This is a genomic window from Bradyrhizobium sp. 160, assembly GCF_023073735.1.
Taxonomy (GTDB): domain Bacteria; phylum Pseudomonadota; class Alphaproteobacteria; order Rhizobiales; family Xanthobacteraceae; genus Bradyrhizobium.
Window position 1 is genome coordinate 273,343 of sequence record NZ_JADPKD010000008.1, and the last position, 19,766, is coordinate 293,108.

Annotated in this window: 21 protein-coding genes and 1 pseudogene; 12 read left to right on the forward strand and 10 right to left on the reverse strand. The window is 64.3% G+C overall.

The window, feature by feature from the left end:
- Positions 1-175 precede the first annotated feature (175 nt).
- Positions 176-670 (forward strand): Lrp/AsnC family transcriptional regulator, encoded by a 495-nt coding sequence (locus IVA98_RS04100; protein ID WP_247332572.1) that lies wholly within the window; start codon positions 176-178, stop codon positions 668-670.
- Between the two features lie 217 nt (positions 671-887).
- On the forward strand, positions 888-1,184 hold the full coding sequence (locus IVA98_RS04105) for a DUF3551 domain-containing protein (protein WP_247354329.1): 297 nt from the start codon (positions 888-890) through the stop codon (positions 1,182-1,184).
- A gap of 101 nt (positions 1,185-1,285) precedes the next feature.
- Here the strand turns inward: IVA98_RS04105 and IVA98_RS04110 are convergent, their stop codons facing one another.
- Positions 1,286-2,314, reverse strand: a complete 1,029-nt coding sequence (locus IVA98_RS04110; RefSeq protein ID WP_247354330.1) for an AraC family transcriptional regulator — start codon at positions 2,312-2,314, stop codon at positions 1,286-1,288.
- Between the two features lie 156 nt (positions 2,315-2,470).
- Between IVA98_RS04110 and IVA98_RS04115 the strand changes: the two genes are divergently transcribed.
- From IVA98_RS04115 to IVA98_RS04130, 4 genes are read left to right on the forward strand one after another with little or no spacing between them, the layout of a single operon-like run.
- Complete coding sequence (locus IVA98_RS04115) at positions 2,471-3,598, forward strand: isovaleryl-CoA dehydrogenase (protein WP_276576802.1); 1,128 nt, start codon at positions 2,471-2,473, stop codon at positions 3,596-3,598.
- Positions 3,599-3,623: 25 nt separating this feature from the next.
- On the forward strand, positions 3,624-5,228 hold the full coding sequence (locus tag IVA98_RS04120; RefSeq protein WP_247332564.1) for a carboxyl transferase domain-containing protein: 1,605 nt from the start codon (positions 3,624-3,626) through the stop codon (positions 5,226-5,228).
- Between the two features lie 4 nt (positions 5,229-5,232).
- The gene (locus IVA98_RS04125; RefSeq protein ID WP_247332561.1) at positions 5,233-7,236 is read left to right on the forward strand and encodes an acetyl/propionyl/methylcrotonyl-CoA carboxylase subunit alpha; all 2,004 of its coding nucleotides are present in this window, start codon (positions 5,233-5,235) and stop codon (positions 7,234-7,236) included.
- Between the two features lies 1 nt (position 7,237).
- On the forward strand, positions 7,238-8,149 hold the full coding sequence (locus tag IVA98_RS04130) for a hydroxymethylglutaryl-CoA lyase (protein ID WP_247332558.1): 912 nt from the start codon (positions 7,238-7,240) through the stop codon (positions 8,147-8,149).
- 6 nt (positions 8,150-8,155) lie between these two features.
- On the opposite strand, the pseudogene IVA98_RS04135 reads toward IVA98_RS04130, so the two are convergent.
- From IVA98_RS04135 to IVA98_RS04150, 4 genes and pseudogenes are all read right to left on the reverse strand, one after another.
- Positions 8,156-9,082, reverse strand: a pseudogene (locus tag IVA98_RS04135) (dihydrodipicolinate synthase family protein).
- Positions 9,083-9,157: 75 nt separating this feature from the next.
- Positions 9,158-10,141, reverse strand: a complete 984-nt coding sequence (locus tag IVA98_RS04140) for a TRAP transporter substrate-binding protein (protein ID WP_247332552.1) — start codon at positions 10,139-10,141, stop codon at positions 9,158-9,160.
- Between the two features lie 23 nt (positions 10,142-10,164).
- Positions 10,165-11,430 (reverse strand): TRAP transporter large permease, encoded by a 1,266-nt coding sequence (locus IVA98_RS04145; RefSeq protein WP_247300839.1) that lies wholly within the window; start codon positions 11,428-11,430, stop codon positions 10,165-10,167.
- Positions 11,430-12,038 carry a TRAP transporter small permease gene (locus tag IVA98_RS04150; protein ID WP_247332617.1) on the reverse strand — a complete coding sequence of 203 codons (609 nt, stop codon included), beginning with the start codon at positions 12,036-12,038 and terminating at the stop codon, positions 11,430-11,432. Before IVA98_RS04150 ends, IVA98_RS04145 begins: the two co-directional genes overlap by 1 nt.
- Positions 12,039-12,264: 226 nt before the next feature.
- Between IVA98_RS04150 and IVA98_RS04155 the strand changes: the two genes are divergently transcribed.
- Positions 12,265-12,957, forward strand: a complete 693-nt coding sequence (locus IVA98_RS04155; RefSeq protein ID WP_247332550.1) for a GntR family transcriptional regulator — start codon at positions 12,265-12,267, stop codon at positions 12,955-12,957.
- Positions 12,958-13,093: 136 nt separating this feature from the next.
- On the opposite strand, the gene IVA98_RS04160 is transcribed toward IVA98_RS04155, so the two are convergent.
- Genes IVA98_RS04160 through IVA98_RS04170 form a run of 3 tightly spaced genes read right to left on the reverse strand, consistent with a single transcriptional unit; the run spans position 13,094 to position 16,022 of the window.
- On the reverse strand, positions 13,094-14,452 hold the full coding sequence (locus IVA98_RS04160) for a TRAP transporter large permease (protein WP_247281040.1): 1,359 nt from the start codon (positions 14,450-14,452) through the stop codon (positions 13,094-13,096).
- The gene (locus IVA98_RS04165) at positions 14,449-15,003 is read right to left on the reverse strand and encodes a TRAP transporter small permease (protein ID WP_247300836.1); all 555 of its coding nucleotides are present in this window, start codon (positions 15,001-15,003) and stop codon (positions 14,449-14,451) included. Before IVA98_RS04165 ends, IVA98_RS04160 begins: the two co-directional genes overlap by 4 nt.
- Positions 15,000-16,022 carry a TRAP transporter substrate-binding protein gene (locus IVA98_RS04170; RefSeq protein ID WP_247332548.1) on the reverse strand — a complete coding sequence of 341 codons (1,023 nt, stop codon included), beginning with the start codon at positions 16,020-16,022 and terminating at the stop codon, positions 15,000-15,002. Before IVA98_RS04170 ends, IVA98_RS04165 begins: the two co-directional genes overlap by 4 nt.
- Before the next feature lie 324 nt (positions 16,023-16,346).
- Between IVA98_RS04170 and IVA98_RS04175 the strand changes: the two genes are divergently transcribed.
- On the forward strand, positions 16,347-16,589 hold the full coding sequence (locus IVA98_RS04175) for a pentapeptide MXKDX repeat protein (RefSeq protein WP_247332546.1): 243 nt from the start codon (positions 16,347-16,349) through the stop codon (positions 16,587-16,589).
- A gap of 157 nt (positions 16,590-16,746) precedes the next feature.
- Here IVA98_RS04175 and IVA98_RS04180 read toward each other — a convergent pair whose 3' ends face one another.
- Entirely contained in the window at positions 16,747-17,094 is a 348-nt protein-coding gene (locus tag IVA98_RS04180) for a DUF6481 family protein (RefSeq protein WP_247300834.1), read from the reverse strand.
- A 263-nt stretch (positions 17,095-17,357) separates the two neighbouring features.
- Here IVA98_RS04180 and IVA98_RS04185 point away from each other — a divergent pair, with 263 nt between their 5' ends.
- The 3 genes from IVA98_RS04185 (at position 17,358) to IVA98_RS04195 (ending at position 18,831) form a co-directional block, all read left to right on the forward strand.
- Positions 17,358-17,585, forward strand: coding sequence for a hypothetical protein (locus tag IVA98_RS04185; RefSeq protein WP_247332544.1), 228 nt, complete (start codon positions 17,358-17,360; stop codon positions 17,583-17,585).
- 76 nt (positions 17,586-17,661) lie between these two features.
- On the forward strand, positions 17,662-17,874 hold the full coding sequence (locus tag IVA98_RS04190) for a hypothetical protein (protein WP_247281046.1): 213 nt from the start codon (positions 17,662-17,664) through the stop codon (positions 17,872-17,874).
- Positions 17,875-18,069: 195 nt separating this feature from the next.
- Positions 18,070-18,831, forward strand: coding sequence for a hypothetical protein (locus tag IVA98_RS04195; protein WP_247332543.1), 762 nt, complete (start codon positions 18,070-18,072; stop codon positions 18,829-18,831).
- 282 nt (positions 18,832-19,113) lie between these two features.
- Here the strand turns inward: IVA98_RS04195 and IVA98_RS04200 are convergent, their stop codons facing one another.
- Positions 19,114-19,275 (reverse strand): hypothetical protein, encoded by a 162-nt coding sequence (locus IVA98_RS04200; protein WP_247332541.1) that lies wholly within the window; start codon positions 19,273-19,275, stop codon positions 19,114-19,116.
- A 245-nt stretch (positions 19,276-19,520) separates the two neighbouring features.
- On the opposite strand from IVA98_RS04200, the gene IVA98_RS04205 reads away from it, so the two are divergent.
- Positions 19,521-19,709: a hypothetical protein gene (locus IVA98_RS04205; RefSeq protein WP_247332539.1), complete on the forward strand. Its 189-nt coding sequence runs from the start codon at positions 19,521-19,523 to the stop codon at positions 19,707-19,709.
- Positions 19,710-19,766 lie beyond the last annotated feature (57 nt).

The following is a 19,766-nucleotide window of genomic DNA, read 5'->3' on the forward strand; positions in this document are numbered from 1 at the left end:
CAACTCGTCATGCCCAGGCTTGTCCCGGGCATCTACATTTCAGGGAGCGCGAAAGAACCTAGATGGCCCGGACAAGGCCCGGCCATGAGGCAACCAGTGGCTCTGGCCCTTGGCAGCTATTCCGCCGCGTGCTTCGCTGGTGCGAGGCTTGACGAGCTCATGGGCGAGGTGGGGTATGGCGGGGCGTGACCAGCTCGATGGCGTCGATCTGAAGATACTGTCCGAGCTGCAGCAGGACGGGCGGGTTCGCAACAACGAGCTGGCGTTGCGCGTCGGGGTATCCGCGCCCAACTGCCTGCGGCGGCTGAAATCGTTGTTCAGCCGCGGCGTGATCCGGGCGGTACGCGCTGTCATCGACGAACGGCGGCTCGGCTTTGAGGTGGTGTCGTTCGTCTCGATCCAGCTCGGCAGCCAGGCCCAGCCGGTGCTGGAGGCGTTCGAGAGCTCGATCGCCGCAATCCCGCGCATCCAGCAGTGCTGGCGGATTTCGGGCGACACCGACTATCTCCTCAAATGCGTGGCCCCGAGCGTCGAGAGCATGCGCCAGCAGCTCCTGCATTTCGCCGCGATGCCGAACGTGAAGAACGTCCGCAGCTTTCCGGTGCTGGGTGTCGCGAAGGACGTGCCACTGCCGTTACAGGAGGTCGCCGTGGCGGCGCCGGCAGGATAGGATCCGAATACTCCGGTCGCACAAATCGGTATTTCATGCAATCCGAATTACAATACGTGAGTGAATCACCTAACTGTGACATGTGATTTGCGAAGTCCTGCAATGCGCTCAGCCGTGATTGTCGGTTCCCGGGCGCCGCTTAGATGCAAGGTGTGAACCTCAGCGTGCCTGCCATGCCGAGGACTCTTTTGTGGGACCCTGAAGCAGGAAAGACACCATGACATCGATTTCGAAGACGTTCGTCGCATCCGCTGCGACGCTGTTTGCATCTGTGTTTCTGATGATGACCGCACCCGCAGCACAGGCGGAAGAATACTGCATTACGAACGGCGCCCAGGCCGCGCATGGCTGCGGCTATCCGACGATGGAAGCGTGCCGGGCCGCGGCCGGCGGCATCGGCGGCACCTGCTCGCAGAGCGGCGGCGCGAAGACCGCGAGCGAGGCGTTCGCCTTGCAGCCGAAGCAGACGCAGTCGCGCAAGCTTCGGTCCGGCGGGCAGACCAATTCGAACTGACGTTGCAATCGAGACTGGCTCAGAGATGTTACGGCCTCCGAGAATCATCTCGGAGGCCGTCAATTGTTGACGACCACGCACCGCGTGCGCTCGCGTGTGCCTCACCGATAGCGGCCGCGAAATTCGCGCGGGCTCGCGCCGGTCCAGGTACGGAAGGCGCGCGAGAAGCTCTTCTCGTTGCGGAAGCCGGCGATCTCCGCGATGCGCTTGATCGGGGTGCGGCCGCGCATCAGCTCCTGCTTGGCGAGCTCGAACTTCGCCTCTTCCTTGAGATCGCGCAGTGAGGTGGCCTCCTCGTGCAGGCGTCGGTGCATGGTGCGTGTGGACAGCGCGAGCTCGCTCGCAACATCCTCGGCACCGAGGACCCGCCCACGCGCATTGCGGAGCACGCGGCGGACGCGCTCGACCAGCAGGCGGTCGCGCCGATAGGGCAGCACGGTCAGCCGCAACGCGCCTTTGAGCATGTTGTCGAGGTCGGCCGCGGTGCGTGTGAGCGGCAGCGAGAGATAGTGCTTGTCGAAGATGATCGCGGCGCGGTCCGCGTCGAAGCGGATAGTCCGGCAGAAGATGGTCGGATAAACCGAGACGTGGCCGGGCTCCGGGTACGGAAATTCAGCCGCGCGGAGCGCGATCTGGGAGTCGACCGCCCAACACGAGAAGCCGAGCACGTAGCGGAACAGGGTGACCAGGCAGAACTCGCGGAATGGCCCGAGGTCACGGAGCTCGCGGATCGACACGACGGCCGTCTCTTCGCCAACCTCGAGTTCGAGCAACACATCCTCGGTCACCAGACGGTGATGCCGGCACCATCGCTTGAGCGCGACCTCCAGCGTCGGTGCGGTGATGGAGGCCCGGCACAGCATGCCGTAGGTGCCCCAAGGCAGCCGCCGCGAGAACCAGCCGAGCGCTTCGTCGTCGAGCTCGCGCATGGCATGGCCTGCCAGGGCCTCGAACTGAGCGGCGGTGATCCGCCCATCCGGAGAATTGACAAGGTCCAGCGCTACCTGACCCCGGCTCAGCGCCTCCGCCGGATCGCGGCCGTATCGTTCATAAGCGGCGACCACGCCGCGGACGAAGGCGGCAGGGGTTACGGCGCGGCGCGGGATCGCAGTGGCGGCTTGAAAAGGCATCGGAATTCCCTTGGAAAATCCTCGCCAAGTTTGGCGGAAAATGCAACCTTTTCGACCGCAAGAGCGCCTGGGCCCCGCTAGGTTCGGAGGCCAAAATACGGAGGAATCGCCTTGAACATCCCGAGCATCGACTTCGATCTGGGCGAAGACATCGGCATGCTGCGCGACACGCTTCGCGCTTTCGTGGAGGCGGAGATCACCCCGCGCGCTGCCGACATCGAGAAGGCCAATCTGTTTCCGGCGGACCTCTGGAAACGTTTCGGCGACCTCGGCCTGCTCGGCATGACCGCGCCGGAGCAATATGGCGGGTCAAACATGGGCTACCTTGCCCATATCGTCGCCATGGAGGAGATTTCGCGCGGCTCGGCTGCCGTGGGGCTCTCCTACGGCGCCCATTCCAATCTCTGCGTCAACCAGATCCGCCGCAACGGGAACGACGCCCAGCGCCAGCGCTATTTGCCGAAGCTGATCTCCGGCGAGCATGTCGGCGCGCTCGCGATGTCGGAGCCCGGCGCCGGCTCCGACGTGGTCTCGATGAAGCTGCGCGCCGACAAACGCGGCGACCGCTACGTGCTCAACGGCTCCAAGATGTGGATTACCAATGGCGGCGATGCCGACGTGCTCGTCGTCTACGCCAAGACCGATCCGGAGGCCGGTCCGCGCGGCATGACCGCCTTTCTCATCGAGAAAGGCTTCAAGGGATTCACCCACGGCCAGCACCTCGACAAGCTCGGCATGCGGGGCTCCAACACCTACCCCTTGTTCTTCGACGAATGCGAGGTGCCGGAGGAGAACGTGCTCGGCAAGGTGGGCGAGGGCGTCAAGGTGCTGATGTCCGGCCTCGACTATGAGCGCGCGGTGCTGTCAGGCGGCCCACTCGGCATTATGGCGGCCTGCATGGATGCGGTGGTGCCCTACATGCACGAACGCAAGCAGTTCGGTCAGCCGATCGGCGACTTCCAGCTGATGCAGGGCAAGCTTGCCGACATGTATTCGACCTGGCAGGCCACGCGCGCTTATGTCTATGCGGTGGGGCGCGCCTGCGACCGTGCCGATCACGCGCGCAGCTTGCGCAAGGATGCCGCTGCCGCGATCCTCTATTCCGCGGAGAAGGCGACATGGATGGCGGGCGAGGCGATTCAGGCGCTCGGCGGGGTCGGCTACACCAGCGAATTTCCGGTCGGACGTCTGTGGCGCGACGCCAAATTGTACGAGATCGGCGCCGGCACCTCGGAGGTCCGCCGCATGCTGATCGGCCGCGAGCTGATGGCCGAGACGGCTTGAAACGCTTCACCTCATTGGAATCATCATGCCGCTCCATTCCAGCATCGATCCGTCTTCATCAGACTTCGCGCGCAATTCCGAGGCCATGCGCACCCTCGTCGCGGACTTGCGTGAAAAGCTGAGCCAGGTAGCCGGTGGCGGCGGTGAGGCTTCGCGCAACCGCCACACCGCACGCGGCAAGATGCTGGCGCGCCAGCGCGTCGACCTGCTTGTCGATCCCGGGACGTCATTCCTGGAGCTGTCGCCGCTCGCGGCCTATGGCCTCTATGGCGGCGACGTGCATTCGGCGAGCATCGTCACCGGCGTGGGGCGCATCTCGGGCCGCGAATGCGTGATCGTCGCCAATGACGCCACCATCAAGGGCGGCACCTATTATCCTATGACAGTGAAGAAGCATCTGCGTGCGCAGGACATCGCGCGGCAGAACAACCTTCCTTGCGTCTACATGGTCGATTCCGGCGGCGCCTTCCTGCCGCTCCAGGACGAGATCTTTCCGGATGAGCGGCATTTCGGCCGCATCTTCTACAACCAGGCGCAGATGTCCTCGGCTGGTATCCCGCAGATCGCGATCGTAATGGGCTCCTGCACTGCCGGCGGCGCCTATGTTCCAGCGATGTCGGACGAGAGCATCATCGTTCGCAATCAAGGCACCATCTTCCTCGGCGGTCCGCCACTGGTGAAGGCTGCGACCGGCGAAGTCGTGAGTGCGGAGGAGCTCGGCGGTGCCGACGTGCATTCGCGGCAATCCGGCGTGACCGACCATTACGCACAGAACGATGCACACGCGATCGGCATCGCCCGGCGCATTGTCGGCACCTTGAAGCCACCGACGCGGCCGAACCTCAACATGCATCCGCCGCGCGAACCGCTGTTTGCGGCGGAGGAGATCTACGGCGTGGTCCCGGTCGACGGCCGCAAGCCATTCGACGTGCGCGACATCATCGCCCGCATCGTCGACGGCTCCGAGTTCGACGAGTTCAAGAAGCTTTACGGCACGACGCTGGTGTGCGGCTTCGCTCATATCTGGGGCTATCCGGTCGGAATCATCGCCAACAACGGCATCCTGTTCAGCGAGAGCTCGCTCAAGGGCGCACATTTCATCGAACTGTGCTGCCAGCGCGGCATCCCGCTGGTTTTCCTGCAGAACATCACGGGCTTCATGGTCGGCAAGAAATACGAGGCCGGCGGTATTGCGCGCGACGGCGCCAAGCTGGTGACGGCGGTTGCCACCGCTTCGGTGCCGAAATTCACCGTCGTGATCGGGGGCTCCTATGGCGCCGGCAATTACGGCATGTGCGGCCGCGCTTACTCGCCGCGCTTCCTATGGATGTGGCCGAACGCGCGCATCTCGGTGATGGGGGGCGAGCAGGCTTCGATGGTGCTGAGCCAGGTCCGGCGCGACAATATCGAGGCCAAGGGCGATAGCTGGTCCAAGGAAGAGGAAGAGAAATTCCGTAGCCCCATCCGCGCGCAATATGAGAGCCAGGGGCATCCCTATTACGCGACCGCGCGCCTCTGGGACGACGGCGTGATCGATCCGGCCGACACGCGGCTGGTGCTTGGGCTCGGCCTCTCGGCGGCGTCGAATGCGCCGATCGAGCCGATGAAATTCGGCCTGTTCAGGATGTGACGCGATGGACCGCTCAAAGCTCTACCGGCGATTTCGCACGCTCCTGATCGCCAACCGCGGCGAGATCGCCTGCCGCGTCATCCGCACTGCGCGGGCCATGGGCCTGCGCACGGTCGCGGTCTACTCCGAGGCCGATCGCGACGCGATGCATGTCGCGCTCGCCGACGAGGCCGTGCTGCTCGGGCCGGCGCGGGCACGCGACAGCTATCTCAATGTCGAGCGGCTGATCGAGGCCGCGCGCAAGACCGGGGCGGAAGCGGTGCATCCCGGCTACGGCTTCCTGTCGGAGAATGCAGACTTCGCGCGGGCCTGCCTCGATGCGGGCCTTGTTTTCGTCGGGCCGACCGCCGAGATGATGAATGCGATGGGCTCGAAATCCGGCTCCAAGGCGCTGATGGAGAAGGCTGGCGTGCCGCTGGTGCCCGGCTATCACGGCGAAGCCCAGGACGAGGCGACTCTTTCGAAGGCTGCGGACAGGATCGGCTTCCCCATCCTGGTGAAGGCGTCGGCCGGCGGCGGCGGCCGCGGTATGAGGATCGTGCGCTCGGCGGCCGAACTCGGGCCTGCGATCGTCAGCGCCAAACGCGAAGCCAAGGCTGCGTTCGGCGATGACCGCATGCTGATCGAGAAATATGTCGACAATCCCCGGCACATCGAGGTGCAGGTGATCGGCGACAGCCACGGCAATCTCTTGTCCCTGTTCGAGCGCGAGTGCACGCTCCAGCGCCGGCACCAGAAGGTGATCGAGGAGGCACCGTCGCCGACGCTCAATCCTGCCCAACGCGAGACCGTCTGCGCCGCCGCGCGAAAGGCGGCGGGCGCGGTCAAGTATGTCGGGGCGGGTACGATCGAGTTCGTCTCCGACGGCAAGGACGTGTTCTTCATCGAGATGAACACGCGCCTCCAGGTCGAGCATCCCGTGACCGAGCTGATCACCGGAATCGACCTCGTCGAATGGCAGCTCCGCGTCGCCTTCGGCGAGGCGCTGCCTTTGAAGCAGGACGAGATCCGGCTCAACGGCCATGCGGTCGAGGCGCGCGTCTATGCGGAAAATCCAACCAAGAATTTCATGCCATCGGTCGGCAGGATCTCGACCTGGCGTTTGCCCGCCGAGACCGGCGGACTGCGCATCGATGCCGGCTATCGCGAGGGCGACAGCGTGTCGCCTTATTACGATGCGATGCTCGCAAAAATGATCGCGTGGGCGCCGACGCGGGACGTCGCGATCGAGCGGCTCAACCGCGGGCTGCAGGAGTCCGACGTCCGCGGCATCGTCACCAACATTCCGTTCCTGTCGGCGCTGATGACGCATCCGAAGGTGCGGACCAATGCGATCGACACCGGCTTCATCGAGCGCGAGCTGGCGGTCCTGACGCAGGCCGCGCCGGCGCCCGGCGAGCTCGAGCTGTGCGCCGCGGTGGCTGCAATCGTCAACGACGAACGGCAAGCAGCGCAGGCGGATGCGAATTCGCCCTGGCAGACATTCGGCTGGCAGCCGGTCGGCTGCCGCCAGCGCATCTTCGCCTTTCGCGTCGGCCATGGGCCAGAGCAGAAGATTACGCTGAACTACGGGAGCGGCGCCTCGACGCTGGTGATCGGCGAACGCGAGCTGGCGTTCGCGATTGCGCCGCGCGACGGCGGATTCGATCTGACGCTTGATGGCTTGAAATCTGCCGTTGCGGCCGTGATTGACGGCCATGAGCTATATTTGCGCACGCGCAACGGCCGCTTCGATCTGCACTGGGTCGATCCGTTCGGCGGCGAGAGCGAAGAGCATGCCGGCGAGGACAAGATCGCGGCGCCGTTGCCGGGTACCGTCGTCGCCGTGCTGGCGGAGGAGGGCGCCAAGCTCGACAAGGGCGCGCCGATCCTCACGCTCGAAGTGATGAAAATGGAGCAGACGCTGCGCGCGCCCTATGCCGGCGTGCTGAAGTCCGTCAAATGCAAGGTCGGCGACATCGTGCAGGAGGGGGTCGAACTCGCTGTGGTCGAGCCTTCGGGAGAGTGAGATGAGCGACCAAATCCGGTTCATCGAGATGGGGCCACGCGACGGCCTTCAGAACGAGAAGACGGCCGTCAGTGTCGGGTCCCGTATCGCCTTCATCGAGGCGCTGGTCGCGGCTGGACTCACCACAGTCGAGGTCGGCGCTTTCGTCTCGCCCAAAGCGATCCCGCAGATGGCGAGCTCGGACGCCGTGCTGCGCGGCGTCAGCCATGTGCAGGGCGCCGAATTCCATGTGCTGGTGCCGAACGAGAAGGGCTATGACGCCGCGCGGGCTGCGGGCGCGAAGGTCGTTTCGGTGTTCGCGGCAGCTTCGGAAGGCTTTTCGCGCGCCAACATCAATTGCTCGGTCGCGGACTCCATCGCGCGGTTCAAGCCGGTGCTCGCGCGCGCCAAAGCCGATGGCGTCAAAGTGCGTGGCTATATCTCCTGCGTGCTGGGCTGCCCGTTCGACGGCGAGATCAAGCCGAAGGCGGTCGCCGATCTCGCCAACACGCTATGGGAGCTCGGCTGCTACGAGATCTCGCTGGGCGACACAATCGGCGTCGGCACGCCAAGCAAGGCAAGGGAGATGCTGCGCGCCGTTGCCGCCAACATTCCTCCCGCCAATCTCGCAATGCATTTCCACGACACCTACGGCCAGGCCCTCGCCAATCTCTATGCCGGGATGGAGGAGGGCGTCCGCGTCATCGACGCCGCCGCGGGCGGCCTCGGCGGCTGCCCCTACGCCCCCGGAGCAACTGGCAATGTCGCGACCGAGGACGTCGTCTACATGCTCGAAGGTATGGGCATCAGGACCGGCATCGATATGGACCGGCTGCTGGCGGCGACCAACGAGATGAGTGCCGTGCTGGGCAAGCCGCCGGTGAGCCGCGTGGCGTCCGCGCTGAACGCCAAGCGGAGGCGCGCGGCGAGTTAAGGCCGCTTACGCCGCCTTCAAGCCCACATCCGGCAGGCGCGGCCGGTTCTTGAGCGCCTTGGCCATCATGGCCTCGACCTCCGCCTTCTCTTGCGGCAGCAGAGCCAGGCGCGGCGGGCGCGTCAGCGCGGTACCGCGGCCCATGATGTGCTCGCACAGTTTGATGCACTGGACGAGGTCCGGGCGTGCATCCAGATGCAACAGCGGCATGAACCATTCGTAGAGCGGCATCGCCTCGGCATAACGCCCTGCCTTGGCGAGACGGAACAGCGTCTCGCCCTCGCGCGGGAAGGCGTTCGACATGCCGGAGACCCAGCCAACCGCGCCCATGGCGACGCTCTCGACGATGACGTCGTCAAGACCTGCGAACAACACGAAGCGGTCGCCGACCATGTTGCGGGTGTCGATGAACCGCCGCGTGTCGCCGGACGAATCCTTGAAGCAGACGACGGTGTCGACATCGGCGAGCGAGGCCAGGATGTCCGGGGTGACGTCGTTCTTGTAGATTGGCGGATTGTTGTAGAGCATCACCGGCAGGTCGGTGGCGCTGGCAACGGCGCGGAAATGCGCAGCCGTCTCGTGCGGCTTGGACGAATAGACCAGCGCCGGCATCACCATCACACCGTCGACACCGGCGCGCGCGGCTTCCTTGGCGGTCTCGACTGCAAACGCCGTGGTGAATTCGGCGATGCCGCACAGCACGGGCACACGGCCGGCCGCAACCGACTTCGCGGCCTCCATGATCGCGACCTTCTCCTTGCGCTCCAGCTAGGTGTTTTCGCCGACCGAGCCGCAGACGATCAGACCGGAAACGCCGTCGCGGATCAGCCCATCCATGACCTTGGCTGTCGCATCGATATTGAGCGACAGGTCGTCATTGAATTGCGTGGTAACGGCCGGGAAGACGCCTTCCCAGGAAATGCGTGGGCTCATTGCTTGGCTCCGATTGGAATTGGATCGGCGGATGGTTCGATCCGCCGGGCATTGACGGTGAGGGCGAGAGTGGGATCAGAGCGTCGCGCCGACCTTGCGCAGCTCGGCGAGGACAGGGGCTTTTGGCAGCCAGATCTTGTCGAACTCGGCAATCACGGCCTCGGTGTCCTTGGCGTCGACCTGACGGATCGGGATCGGCGCGTTCTTGAAATTCTCGATCAGCGCGGGCTCGTTGCCGGCGAGCTCGTCGATCTGCACATCCAGCGTCGACTTGATCGTCTTCGTGATCAGCTCGCGGTCGGCCGCGGGGAGCGACTGCCAGACCCGGCCCGAGACGACCGCCGCCATCGGCATGAAGACGGCATTCATCTGGAGGATCACTTTCGACACCTTGTCGAAGCGCTGGTTCCAGGAGAATTCGAGATCGGCCTCGAGGCCGTCGACCTGGCCGTTGGCCATGGCGTCGAACACCTGCGGCGTCGGGATCGGAGTCGGCGCAGCGCCCAGCGAGGAATAGAAATCGCGATAGACCGGCGTCGGATTGATGCGCAGCTTCATGCCGCGAATGTCGGCCAGCGTATTCAGATCCTTGGAGGAGAACACGGCGCGCATGCCGGTGATGCCCCAGCCGAGTCCGATCGTTCCGGTCTCCTGCGGCAGCACTTCGAACAGCTTCACCGCCGCCGGATGCCGCACGAATTTCGCGACCGCAGGCGTCGAGCGGACGATATAGGGCGCATTGATCGCGGCGATGTGCGGCACGCGCGAGCCGAGCTCGGCGGCCTGGATGAAGCCCATGTCGAGCGCGCCGGATTGCAATTGCTGCATCATCGCGGGCTCGTTGCCGAGCTGCCCGGAGTGGAACACGCTGACGCTCAAGCGGCCGCTCGTGGCCGCCTTGAGATCTTCGCCGAATTTGAGGGCGGCCTTGTTCCAGGAATGGCCGTTGGGCGTGATCAGGCCGAGCCGGAATTCCTTGGGTTGCGCGAGCGCCAGTGACGGCGCGAACACCGATGCGGCGGCACTGGCGGCCAGAAAGCGGCGACGTGAAAGCGGCATGGTCGGGCTCCTTTCGGATGGGCCTATTTGACGAGGATCAGCGAGAGCGACGGATAGAGCGAGAGCAGCACGAGGAGGACGCAGGAGATGACGAAGAAGGGCAGCGTCACCATGAACATCTTGCCCGGCTTGGCACCGGTGACAGCGGCCGCAACGAAGAAGCAAAGTCCGACCGGCGGCGACAGCAGGCCGAGCACGAGGTTGATCACGACCACGACGCCGAAATGCCGGGGGTCGATATGATAGACGTCGGTCGCGACCGGCAGCAGGATCGGCACCGTCATGATCAGGCCGGGAATGCCGTCGATCACCGTGCCGATCACCAGCAGGATGACGTTGCAGATCAGCATGAAGCTGACCGGGTCCTTGGCGGCCGTCTGGATCCAGGCCGCAGTCTCCTGCGGCACCTTGCCGAAGATCAGGACCCAGGAGAACACCGCCGCGGCTGCTACCAGGAACAGCACGATTGCCGAGTAGATGGCGCTGCGCAGCATCATCTGCGGCAGCTGGGAAAATTCGAACTCCTTGGTCCAGAATTTTCCGACCAGTGCTGCTGCGACAGCCCCGACGGCAGCGGATTCGGTCGCGTTGGCGAGGCCGCCGAGAATGGTGCCGACGATGACGATGGGGATCAGCAGCGTCGGAGACGTCCGCAGGATCGTCATGATGCGCTGACGCGGCGTCTGATAGTCTGCGCGGGGATAGTTGTAGACATAGCCCATCAGCGCGATGACGAGGCAGAACATCACGGTGAGGATGACGCCAGGCACGATGCCGGCGATCAGCATGTCGCTGACCGAGACCTGCGCGAGCACGCTATAGACCACGAACATCACCGATGGCGGGATGATCGGGCCGAGCATGCCGCCATAGGCGGTCAGTCCCGCGGCGAAGGTCTTGTCGTAGCCCTTCTTCTCCATCTCTGGCACCATGATCTGGGCCATGATCGCGACCTGCGCAGTCGCAGAGCCCAGGATCGACGAGATGAACATGTTGGCGAGGATGTTGACGTAGGCGAGCCCGCCCTTGAACGAGCCGACGAACGCCATCGCCATGTCGACGATGCGCCTTGTGATGCCGCCGCCATTCATGATCTCGCCGATCAGGATGAAGAGCGGAATGGCGATCAGGCCGTAGCTGTCGACGCCGCCGAACAGCTGGAGCGGGTAAGACTGGAACAGCACGGGATTGCCGGATGCGGCGATGTAGACGAGGCCGGCGAGGCACAGGCAGAGGCCGATCGGCACGCCGACCAGCATGAAAGCCATGAAGGCGGCTGACGTGATCATCAGTTGACCCCGTCCAGCTCGGAGAGCTGAAAGCCCTTTGGCGAGGTGCGCGGGACCAGCTCGAGATCTTCCAGCAAATTGGCGAGGCCGTGAATGGTCATCGACACCGCGAAGATCGGCAGCGTCAGATACAGCACCCAGGTCGGCCAGTTCAGCGTCTGGGTGTGCTCGGTGTAGAGGAAGTTGAAGGTTTCGGCGGCGAGCTTGCGCCCGTCGAAGCCGGCGCGGGCGAGACCAATCGGGTCCATCCAAAGCACGCAGGTGACGATCAGTGCGGCGCCGAACACGACCACGAGGCCGGTCGAGATCACTTTGGCGAGCTTCTGGTGCGGCGCCGAAAGACGCTCCGTCAGCATGGTCACCGCGAAATCGAGCCGCAGCCGGGTCATTGCGGAGGCACCGATGAAGGTCAGCCAGACCACGCAATAGACGGCGGATTCGTCGATCCAGTAGATCGGGAAATGCGAGTACCGGGTGACGACGTTCACCAGGATCAATCCGGTGAGCAGGTACATGAGGCCCATCAGCGCGAGGCGCTCGACCGCGAGCAGGGCGCTGGACGCGCGGACGATCATGCGTCGAACACTGAATGCGCGCGTGGCCAGCATCGTCTGTTCGATCATGGAGGCCCCAACCTCGAGATTTGTCGTGCTATCGCCAAATGTATAATTTATACATTTGCGCTGTCAAACAGAGATTGCGGTCACTTCGGCGGCAGGACGCGCTTTTGCTGGGCACTGGCTTTTGCTGGACTCTAGCTTTCGCTGAAGCCTTCAACATGCAAGAGAGGGACCGCTTCGGCCGGATGAATCGCGAAGGAAGACAGAAGGTCAGATGAAACAGCCTCTGAAGCATCGCACGCTGTCGGCTGCGATCGTCGACCAGCTCAGGCAGGCGATCCTCGACGACACCTATCCGGCGGGATCGCAGCTGCGCCAAGATGCGCTTGGCGAGGCTTATGGCGTCAGCCGCATCCCGGTGCGGGAGGCGCTGTTTCAGCTGGAGGCGGAAGGGCTGGTGCGCATCGTGCCGCAGAAGGGCGCCATCGTCTCCGAGCTGTCGCTGGACGAGATCAACGACGTGTTCGATTTGCGCCGCATCCTGGAGCCGAGATTGCTGGCGCAGTCGGCGCCACGTTTCACCGTTGATGATTTCGACGGGCTCGACGACATCCACAAGAGCTTTGAGAAGGCGATCAAGGCGCGCAACGTCAGCGAATGGGGGCAGCTCAATGCCGACTTCCACATGGCACTCTACGTTCATGCGCCGCAGCCGCGCACAAGAGCCATCGTGCTGTCACTGCTCCAGACCAGCGACCGCTACACCCGCTTGCAGCTCTCCAACACCAAGGCGATGGGGATCGCCGAGAAGGAGCACGCCCATCTGATCGCGCTCTGCCGCGCACGGAAGGTCGATGAGGCCTGCCGCTTCCTCGAGCGGCACATCGAAGCCGTGCGTAAGGATCTGTTGCAGGTGGTGGCCGGCAGCGCGATCGCGCCGAAGTCACGGCGGAAGGAGAAATCGTAAGGCGAGGCAAAGCGCGCAGCGCCGTGCCCACGATCTGTCCATGATCGCGACAGAAGTGGTGGGCATGCTTCCGCCTTCGCTCTTCGAGCTACGGCGGACAAGTCGCTTTGCCCGCCCGACGGCAGTTCGGTTCCCTCTACCTGCTCCCGTCCGGCCCCATCACGAGATCCGGCAGCCAGGTCGAGATCTCCGGCACGAGGCACAGCAGCAGCACTGCGAGCATCATCAGCAGCACGAAGGGCAGCGTGCCCCAGATCACCTCGCGCAAGGGGATGTCGGGCGCGACGTTGCGGATGACGAAGATGTTGAGGCCAACCGGCGGGTGGATCAGGCCCATCTCCATCACGATGGTCATGACCACGCCGAACCAGATGATGTCGAAATTGGCGGCGCGGAGCGGCGGCAGGATGATCGGCGCCGTCATCAGGATGATCGAGACCGGCGGCAGGAAGAAGCCGAGCACCACGACCATGACGAGGATCGCGAACAGCAGCTCCCAGCGCGGCAGGTGCATCGCGACGATCGATTCGGCGACCGATTGCGAGATGTGCAGATAGCTCATCACGTAGGAATAGAGCAGCGACATGCCGATGATCATCATCAGCATGGTCGATTCCCGGATCGTCGACCGCATGATCGGAGCGAGATCGCTCGGCCGCCACACGCTGTAGATCGCTGCGATCAGCGCCAGCGCCAAGAGGCCGCCGAGACCGGCGGTTTCCGACGGCGTGGCGTAGCCGCCATAGAGCGCGATCATGACGCCCGTGAGCAGCAGCACGAAGGGGATCACCCGCGGCAGCACGCTGAAGCGTTCGGCGAGCGTATACTCGTCGCGCTGCAGGATCGCAGCTTCCGCGCCGCCGTTCTTGTAGATCGCTTCGGCGGCGGCATATTCCTGGCGGAAGCGGATCACGGCATAGGCGCCGAACAGCGAGACCAGCAAGAGGCCGGGCCCGATGCCGGCGAGGAACAGCCGCCCGAGCGACTTTTCGGCGGCGACGGCGAACAGGATCATGGTGATCGAGGGCGGCAGCAGAATGCCGAGCGTGCCGCCGGCAGCGATGATGCCGGCAGCAAAGCCGCCGGAATAGCCGCGTTTGCGCATCTCGGGAATGCCGGCCGAACCGATCGCCGAGCAGGTCGCGGGCGAGGAGCCCGCCATCGCCGCAAACAGCGCGCAGGCGAAGACGTTGGCAACACCGAGGCCGCCCGGCACCCGATGCAGCCAGGCATGCAGCGCCGAATAGAGATCCTGGCCGGCGCGCGACTTGCCGATCGCGGCACCCTTGAGGATGAAGAGCGGGATCGACAAGAGCGTGATCGAGGCCATTTCCTCGTAGACGTTCTGCGTCACCGTATCGAGCGAAGCGGCGGGCATGTAGATGCCCATGAACACGACTGCGACTGCGCCAAGCGCGAACGCAATCGGCATGCCCGAAAACATCACGAGCAGCGTCGCGATGCCATAGGCGAGGCCGATACCAAAGACGCTCATGGCCGCCGGGCTCCGGTGAAGGGCAGCGCAAGCTGCACGAGGATCTGGATGCAGAGCAGGCTCATGCCGAGTGCCATCAGCGAATAAGGAATGGCGAGGGGCGGCGACCACATCGAGTTCGAGACCTGGCCGTCGACATAGGCTTCATGGGCCAGGGTCCAGGACTTCCAGGTGAAGAAGGCGCAGAACAAGAACGTTGCGGCGTCGACCAGCCAGAGTCGGACCTTGTTCGCGAACGGCGAGAGCAGACCGACGAAGGCCTCGATGCCGATGTGGCCGCGGTTCTGCTGCACATAGGCCGCCGTCATGAAGGTGGCGCCGACCAGCAGGAACACGGCGGCCTCGTCCTGCCAGTAATTGGCGGCCTTGAACAGCGCGCGGCTGAGCACGCTGTAGCTCAGGATCGTACAGGCCGCGACCAGCGCGATCGCGGCGAACACGACGATGATGCTGTTGAGGACTGCGAGGCCACGATCGATCGCCGCCGCAAGGCCTGTCCTTGCGGCAGCGTTCGGCAGGTCATCACGATCCGGAAGCGGACCGTGGCTCATGCCGCGACGTCGGTGGCGAGCTTGAGCAGGTTCGCAGCGGTTGCGGTCTTGGCGCTGTAGTCCTTCCAGGCGGTGTCGCGGGCGATGTCGCGCCACTTGCCGACGGTCGCGGCGTCGAGCACCGAGACCTTGGCGCCGGCTTTCTCGTAGACCTTGGCGACCTCGACGTCGTCGTCCTGCGCGCCCTTGCGGCCGAAGGCTTCGAGCTCGGTGCCGACCGCTAGCAGGATGTCCTGATGGTTCTTCGGCAGCTTGTCGAAGATTGCCTTCGACATCATCAGCGGCTCGAGCATGAACCAATAGGAGGTGCCGGCCCCTGATGTCAGCGATTTCGCGACCTCTTCGAGACGGAACGAGATCAGGCTGGTGGACGAGGTGATGCCGGCATCGCAGGCGCCGGTCTGCATCGCCGCGTAGATTTCGTTCGACGGCACCGATAGCACCGAGGCACCGGCGGTCTGGAGCACCATGTCCATCTCGCGCGAGCCGCCGCGTACCTTCAGGCCCTTGGCGTCTTCAGGCGCGACGATCGGCTTGGAGCGGCTGGCGACGCCGCCGGCCTGCCAGACCCAGGTGAGCAGAATGATGCCCTTGTCGGCGAGGAAGTCGGACAGCGCCTTTCCGACTGGTTCCTTCTTCCAGCGCAAGCCCTGGTCGTAGGTGGTCACGAGGCCGGGCATCAGGCCGATATTGGTCTCCGGCAGCTCGCCGCCGGCATAGGGCATCGGATAGAGACTGATATCGAGCGCGCCCTTGCGCATCGCGGAGAACTGCGCGTTGGTCTTGATGAGCGAGGAGTTCGGATAGATTTCAGCGGCGATGTCGCCATTGCTGCGCTTGGCGACTTCGGCAGCGAACATGCGGCAGAGCCGGTCGCGGAAATCGCCTTTGTCGATGGTGCCACCTGGGAACTGGTGCGAGATCTTCAGCGTGGTGGCGGCCTGCGCCGTCCCGGTGCCGAAGCGAAGAATGGCGGGTGCGGCGACGGCGGTCGCGAGCAGATGACGGCGCGTGAGCATGGTGTGATCCCCTTGGGCGGTTCTTTGCACGGTTCTTGTTTGGCGTGAATTTGGGTCCGGGTTTTCGAGCCCGGCGCATAGGCCCATCCTAGCCGGTCTTACACCCGATGATCTCTCATCTGATAGTTCGAGACCGAATGCCGCGGCAAGTGCCGGTCGTGCTGCGCTGCACACTTCCGATCTGCGTGGGACTACGCCAGACGAAGGACGGCAGCGGGCCCGCAGAAATTTATCGGCCGGCGCGTAACAACACCACGTGGCACTCCGTCGACAGGAAAGCGGCATCCGTCGCTGACAAACACCATCTCGAAGGGAAGACTGCTCATGACCATTCGCACCCGCATCGTGCTCGGCGTTTCGGCTGCCGCTCTGTCGCTCGGCCTCGCGCTGATGCCTGCCGCCTTTGCTCAGGACAAGATCGGCAAGGACGAGGGCATGATGAAGAAGGACACCATGTCCAAGGACGGCACGAAGAAGAATACCATGTCCAAGGACGAAGGCATGAAGAAGGATCACATGTCGAAAGACGGCATGAAGAAAGACGACGGGATGATGAAGAAGAATTGATCATCCGCGGTCGTCGCGAAGCGCCTCGCCGAGGCGAAGGCGCGCTTCGGATGCCCTCCGCAATCGACCATCGGGGCGGCGGATTCGCGCGCTCCGGTGGGCCATCTCGATGGGAGAAGTGAACTGAGGCGTGCCTCAGTTCAATTTGGTTTGAACGCTACTTCCGCTTGGACTTGCGGGCCGCGTAGCGGGCGTCGCGCTTTGCCTTCTGCTCGGCCTCGAGCGCAGCCATCCTTTCGGCGGCTTCCTGAGCCTCGCGTGCAATCCGCGCGGCCTCGGCTGCCTTCGCCTCTTCCTCGCGGCGCCTCTGCTCAGCCTTCTCCGCCTCGCGCGCGGCCTTTGCCTCGGCGCGCTTCGCTGCGAGAGCCTCGCGCTCGGCACGCTTCGCCGCAACCGCGGGATCATCCGGCCCGGGTTGGGATTTGAATTTGTTCAAAAGATTTTTGCGTGCGTCCTGCGCCGCCTTCTGACGGTCTGCGAAACCGGGTTCCCTGAATCCACTCATCGACCAGCCTTGTCTTCCTCGCTTTCGATCCTACATCACTGCCTGTTGGTACGTCGGCTGGGCATAGCAGGCGCCACGCGACGCACATGCGTGTACATCGACGCGCGTCGCAACGCCACCCAAATCGCAGCCGATCAGGTCAACGAAAAATCGCCTCCCGACGAGCTCTCGTAGCCCGGAAAAACTGCCGAATTGTGATGTCCCTCATAAGGGAGCACGCGGAGCGGCGCCTAGCGTCCGCCCCAACGAGACGGAGCACGGGCATGACGATCTTCCGACTGAGCCTGAAGGCGCTCGGAGCTGCCTTCGTGGTGGCGGCGCTGGCCGGTGCCGCGTTGCTGCTAGCTCGTCCGCAGCCGATCGAGAGCGCCGTGTTGGGCACCGATTGGGAGTGCACCCGGACCGCATTCGTGCTCACCACCTGTGCACCGCGGACGACGCCGGCGGTTGAGACCTCGCGCAAGGATGCAATCCGGCCGACCCGGGGCTGAACTGGACCGGACGATCGGGATGTGACGCCACGTCGCAGAGGTGCTAAAGGCGCCTTGCCGACCGAGTCTGGTAGCCATGTCCAAGCCCGAATCGGGCCCGAAGCCCAAATCCTCCCAAAAGTCCCCATCGGGCGACAACCGCCGCGGCGCGGTCGCCGGCTTGATTATTGCGATCGTAATCCTGGGCGTCGGCTGGTGGCTCGCGCGTGATCTCACGGCCGCCAGCAAGATGCAGGACTGCCTGATGTCAGGGCGGAGCAACTGCAACGTGATCGAGCCGGCGCGCTAGGAGCGGTCCGGCGCGCAGCGCTGCAGCATTTCGGGCCACAAATTGCTCTGATCTTAATCATTTTTAACGGGACTTGGCCGATCAAGCAGGTCAGTTATGTCAGCCGGCATCAGCTCGGCGTGAGAGAATCGTCTATCGCGCCAGGAACCACGGCAATTGAGCACGGCAATCGAGAGAGTAGGGGGTCAAACACGCATGAGTGCGTCCAGCCGCATGAAGGTCATCATTCCCTTGGTTTCGGCCATGTCGTTGCTCGCGCTGTCGGCGCAGGCGCAGGAGGCCAGACCGCCGAAGGAGGCCGGCCAACAGCCGGCAGGGTCGCGAGCCGGCGCGCCGCCCCAGGACAATCAGACCATGCGCAGGGGGCCTCCGCCGCAGCAGGCGGCCCGCCTCGCGCCGCAGCCTTCCGATCAGCCTCATGCAGGTCCCGGCTCGCACAATGCCGGCGGCCCGCCCGGGCGCAATTATGCCCGCGGCCCCGCACCGGCGCGCGATTGGGGCGGTCACGCTTATCGCGGCAACCGCGCCTGGGAGGGCGGACGCTGGCGCCACGAGGTCCGCAACGGCCGCTCCGGCTGGTGGTGGGATGTCCGCGGCGTCTGGTATTATTATCCGCAGCGCATGGCCGGACCGCCGGCCTACATCTCCGAGGAGTATATCGACGACGTGCCGGTGGCTTACGCGCCGCCGCCGGTGGCGTACGCGCCTCCGCCTCCGCCGCCAGCCGATCCCGGTGCAAGCGCGCTGGGCGGCGCCATCGTCGGTGGCGTGCTGGGCGGCCTGCTCTCCGGCAACGCAACGGGGGCTGCCGCAGGCGCGGTTCTCGGCGGGGCGACCGGCGCGATCGCCGGCGCTACGGCCGCCTCGCAACCCGGCTACTATCTGGCTCAGGGCGTTTGCTACTACCGCTATCCCAACGGTCAGTATGTGCAGGCCGATCCCCGCGCATGCTACTGAGTTTTCCCAGCCGGATTTGAAGCAAAGAGGCGGGCTTCTGGCCCGCCTCTTTCGTCTGGCGCCCCGCGATGGCATGAAATCCAGCGCTGGCGCTCGCTGCCACTCACGCAAGTCTCGAAAGAAATGTCGGGACGATTCGCGGGGTGTAGCTCATGCTGGATTCCATCCAGATCAGCAATGGCGTTGTGGGCCATGATCGTGCTCTCGCAGGTGCTGCATTATCTTTCTAGCGCACCATCGGCGGCGGCCCCCCAAGCGGGCGGACCAAATCGCCTTTGCGCTTCAAGATACCAGCCAGTTGAAGAACGCCATCGCGGCCCAGACCAGACCGCCGATCCAGGCCAGCATTAAGATGGTGATGGTGCCGAGATAGGCGATGCCGAGCAGGGCGGACCCTTGTCGTTGGGTCGGGACGACCACCTCGGCTGCTGCTTTGTGTGTCATGACCGGACCATCCTGCCCTCTGCGCTGGTGCAAGCGCTCGCGCCCAGGGAGCGCCAAGTGGTGTTTATCGGAGATGCCGTCCGCAGCCTGTGAGGCAATTCACAGACCATGAATTACACACCAGTCTGAATGAATCTCGGCCCTGGCGTCACGATGCCTGCATGCGTCGAAGCGATCTCCGGAGTCTCACGTGACAATTCCGCCAGACGCCGGCGTTTCTCCGCAATGATACGGACGAAATTGCCATGCGCTTGTCCAGATCGGCCGGTTATACGGTCGGCAACATGTGCAGCAAGTACGATCCACAGCACGAGGCCGAGGCCGCGATGAAGCGGGCCGCTGCGTCCGAAGGCGCTGATCGGCAGCGCCTGATCCAGCTGGCCCTGGCTTGGCATCAGCTCGCCCGCGACCGGCGTGAGGAGCGGACGGATTAGCCGCATTCCCGCCGACAGCCCCTTCCGTGGCAAGAAAAACCCCGTGCTCGGGGGACA

Bases quoted from the DNA above. Each gene is read 5' to 3' on its own strand.
- IVA98_RS04180 (WP_247300834.1), bottom strand. From the start codon at position 17,094: ATGAGTGGATTCAGGGAACCCGGTTTCGCAGACCGTCAGAAGGCGGCG.
- IVA98_RS04195 (WP_247332543.1), top strand. From the start codon at position 18,070: ATGAGTGCGTCCAGCCGCATGAAGGTCATCATTCCCTTGGTTTCGGCC.
- IVA98_RS04125 (WP_247332561.1), top strand. From the start codon at position 5,233: ATGGACCGCTCAAAGCTCTACCGGCGATTTCGCACGCTCCTGATCGCC.
- IVA98_RS04130 (WP_247332558.1), top strand. From the start codon at position 7,238: ATGAGCGACCAAATCCGGTTCATCGAGATGGGGCCACGCGACGGCCTT.
- IVA98_RS04165 (WP_247300836.1), bottom strand. From the start codon at position 15,003: ATGAGCCACGGTCCGCTTCCGGATCGTGATGACCTGCCGAACGCTGCC.
- IVA98_RS04100 (WP_247332572.1), top strand. From the start codon at position 176: ATGGCGGGGCGTGACCAGCTCGATGGCGTCGATCTGAAGATACTGTCC.
- IVA98_RS04185 (WP_247332544.1), top strand. From the start codon at position 17,358: ATGACGATCTTCCGACTGAGCCTGAAGGCGCTCGGAGCTGCCTTCGTG.
- IVA98_RS04120 (WP_247332564.1), top strand. From the start codon at position 3,624: ATGCCGCTCCATTCCAGCATCGATCCGTCTTCATCAGACTTCGCGCGC.
- IVA98_RS04160 (WP_247281040.1), bottom strand. From the start codon at position 14,452: ATGAGCGTCTTTGGTATCGGCCTCGCCTATGGCATCGCGACGCTGCTC.
- IVA98_RS04115 (WP_276576802.1), top strand. From the start codon at position 2,471: ATGCTGCGCGACACGCTTCGCGCTTTCGTGGAGGCGGAGATCACCCCG.
- IVA98_RS04110 (WP_247354330.1), bottom strand. From the start codon at position 2,314: ATGCCTTTTCAAGCCGCCACTGCGATCCCGCGCCGCGCCGTAACCCCT.
- IVA98_RS04150 (WP_247332617.1), bottom strand. From the start codon at position 12,038: ATGCTGGCCACGCGCGCATTCAGTGTTCGACGCATGATCGTCCGCGCG.
- IVA98_RS04140 (WP_247332552.1), bottom strand. From the start codon at position 10,141: ATGCCGCTTTCACGTCGCCGCTTTCTGGCCGCCAGTGCCGCCGCATCG.
- IVA98_RS04190 (WP_247281046.1), top strand. From the start codon at position 17,662: ATGTCCAAGCCCGAATCGGGCCCGAAGCCCAAATCCTCCCAAAAGTCC.
- IVA98_RS04105 (WP_247354329.1), top strand. From the start codon at position 888: ATGACATCGATTTCGAAGACGTTCGTCGCATCCGCTGCGACGCTGTTT.
- IVA98_RS04205 (WP_247332539.1), top strand. From the start codon at position 19,521: ATGCGCTTGTCCAGATCGGCCGGTTATACGGTCGGCAACATGTGCAGC.
- IVA98_RS04155 (WP_247332550.1), top strand. From the start codon at position 12,265: ATGAAACAGCCTCTGAAGCATCGCACGCTGTCGGCTGCGATCGTCGAC.
- IVA98_RS04175 (WP_247332546.1), top strand. From the start codon at position 16,347: ATGACCATTCGCACCCGCATCGTGCTCGGCGTTTCGGCTGCCGCTCTG.
- IVA98_RS04170 (WP_247332548.1), bottom strand. From the start codon at position 16,022: ATGCTCACGCGCCGTCATCTGCTCGCGACCGCCGTCGCCGCACCCGCC.
- IVA98_RS04145 (WP_247300839.1), bottom strand. From the start codon at position 11,430: ATGATCACGTCAGCCGCCTTCATGGCTTTCATGCTGGTCGGCGTGCCG.
- IVA98_RS04200 (WP_247332541.1), bottom strand. From the start codon at position 19,275: ATGACACACAAAGCAGCAGCCGAGGTGGTCGTCCCGACCCAACGACAA.